The organism is Blastococcus sp. CT_GayMR20 (assembly GCF_004570345.1).
Map to the genome: position 1 here is coordinate 1 of NZ_SPQM01000282.1, position 2,265 is coordinate 2,265.

1 protein-coding gene and 1 pseudogene are annotated in these 2,265 nt (G+C 76.1%); both read left to right on the forward strand.

Annotated features, from left to right (window positions below; translation table 11 throughout):
• A pseudogene (locus tag E4P40_RS28420) lies at positions 1-244 on the forward strand (hypothetical protein); the annotation flags it as partial.
• A 124-nt stretch (positions 245-368) separates the two neighbouring features.
• Positions 369-2,213: a SpoIIE family protein phosphatase gene (locus E4P40_RS27335; protein WP_135161428.1), complete on the forward strand. Its 1,845-nt coding sequence runs from the start codon at positions 369-371 to the stop codon at positions 2,211-2,213.
• The last annotated feature ends 52 nt before the right edge of the window (positions 2,214-2,265 follow it).

Below are 2,265 nucleotides of genomic sequence, written 5' to 3' on the forward strand. Positions count from 1 at the left end.
CAGCCCGGCCGGCGCCGTCCGCCCGGGCGAGCGGATCAGCGTCTCGTTCGCCGTCGCGCCACCTCCGGCCCCTGCCGCTCCGGCGCCGTCGGCGGGAGTGCCGGAGCAGGTGGTGGTGCAGCCGCCGGCTCCCGCCGGCCCAGCGGCCGGGCCGGCCGGCGGCGCGGGGACCGGCAAGGCGAAGAAGGAGGAGAAGGAGAAGAAGGAGCGGCCGGGCGGCCACGGGCGCGGCGCCGCCGGCTGAGCCCGCATCAGCGCCCCGCCCCGCGGAGCGCGTGGCAGGATCGGCGCCGGATCCGGACGTCCCGGATCGCAGGTCGAGGGGGCGCCACCATGTGGCGTCGGGCCGGGGGCCCGAGGCGGACGAGGTGAGCGAGCTGTCCGGCCGGCGGCCGCTCCCCGATCCCCCACCCTCCGGGACCGATTACGCGGCCATCTTCCAGGCCATGCCGACGCCGTACCTGGTGATGACGCCCGACCTCGTGATCGCCGATGCGAACGCGGCCTACCTGCGGACCACGGGGCGCACGCTCGAGGACATCGTGGGTCGGCCCGTGTTCGACGCGTTCCCGGGAAACCCGAACGAGCGGGATCCCGACGGTGGGGCGACGAACATCCGGCGCTCCTTCGAGCGCGCCCTGGAGACCGGCCGGATCGACACCATGGAGCTGCAGGAGTACGACATCCCCGACGGCCGGGGCGGGTTCGACAAGCGCTTCTGGAGCCTGATCAGCATCCCGGTGCACGACGCGTCCGGGGCTGCCCGCTACGTCATCCAGCGCGCCGAGGACATCACCGACTACGTCCTGGACCAGCGGCACGGCGAACGGGGAGGGCAGGAGGGTCAGACGCCCGGCCGCGAATGGCACCGGCGGGTGCTCGAGGTGGAGTCCGATCTCTACGCCCGCGGCCTCGAGCTCAGCGCCTCGCGGGAGGCGGAGGTCGCCACGGCCCGCCGGCTGGCGGCCCTCGCGGGCGTGGCCCTCGATCTCGCCGCTGCCGAGAGCCTCGACGACCTCGTCCGCATCCTCACCGAGAGCGGCCTGGCGGCCCTCGGCGCGCACGGCGCCGTCCTCGGCGTCCGTCAGGACGGCGACGTCCTGTCGACCGTGCGGACGGGCGGCTTCACGCGCGGGCGGCCCCGGCACGGTGACCTGCCGCTGACCTCGGCCCTGCCCGCGACGGTGGCCGCCCGCACCGGACGGCCGGTGGTGCTCCCCGACCGGGCCGCGTGCCTGGTCCTGGCACCGGACGACGCGCACGTCTTCGAGGTGACCGGCACCGAGGCGTGCGTCGCGTTCCCCCTGCAGGCCGGCGCCCGGAACCTCGGCTCGCTCACCGTCGGCTGGCCGCAGCGGCGGGTGTTCACCTCGCAGGACGTCGAGCTGCTCGAGGCGTTCGCCGCGCAGTGCGCCCAGGTCCTGGACCGGATCCAGACCCGGCAGGCCGAGCAGGCGGCCCATGCGGTCGTCCGTGGCATGGCCGAGGCGTTGCAGCGCAGCCTGCTCACCGAGCCGCCGCGGCTCGCCGACCTCGAGATCGCCGTCCGGTACGTGCCCGCGGCCGAGCAGGCCCAGGTCGGCGGGGACTGGTACGACGCGTTCGGCGTCCCCGACGGGAGCACGATGCTGGTCATCGGCGACGTGACCGGGCACGACCGGCACGCCGCCGCGGCGATGGCCCAGGTGCGCAACGTCCTGCGCGGCGTGGCGCACAGCCAGCCCGAGTCGCCTGCGCGGGTCCTGGCCGCGCTCGACCGGGCCATGGGCGACCTGGCGGTGGGCACCCTCGCCACCGCCGTCCTCGCCCGCGTGGAACGCGCCGGCCCGGACGGGCAGCGGGCGCAGCGGCTGCTGCGCTGGTCCAACGCCGGCCACCCACCGCCACTGCTGCTCGGACCCGATGGCGCCGTGACCGTCCTCGAGCGGATGCCCAACCGGCTGCTGGGGGTCGATCCGGCGTCCCAGCGCGTCGAGCACGCCGTCCTCCTCCCGCCCGGGTCGACCCTGCTGCTCTACACCGACGGCCTCACCGAGCGGCGTGGGGCGACGCTGGACGACGGGCTGGACTGGCTGCGCGGCGAGGTCGCCGGGATGCAGGACCTGCCGCTGGAGGAACTGTGCGACCGGTTGCTGGCCGTGCTGCCGGAAGCGCTCGACGACGACGTGGCACTGCTGGCCCTCCGGGCCTCCGCCCAGGCCCCGGCGCCCTAGCGGTCAGTCCTTGCGGCGCGGCCCGATCCAGAGCGCGCCGCCCAGGGCGGCG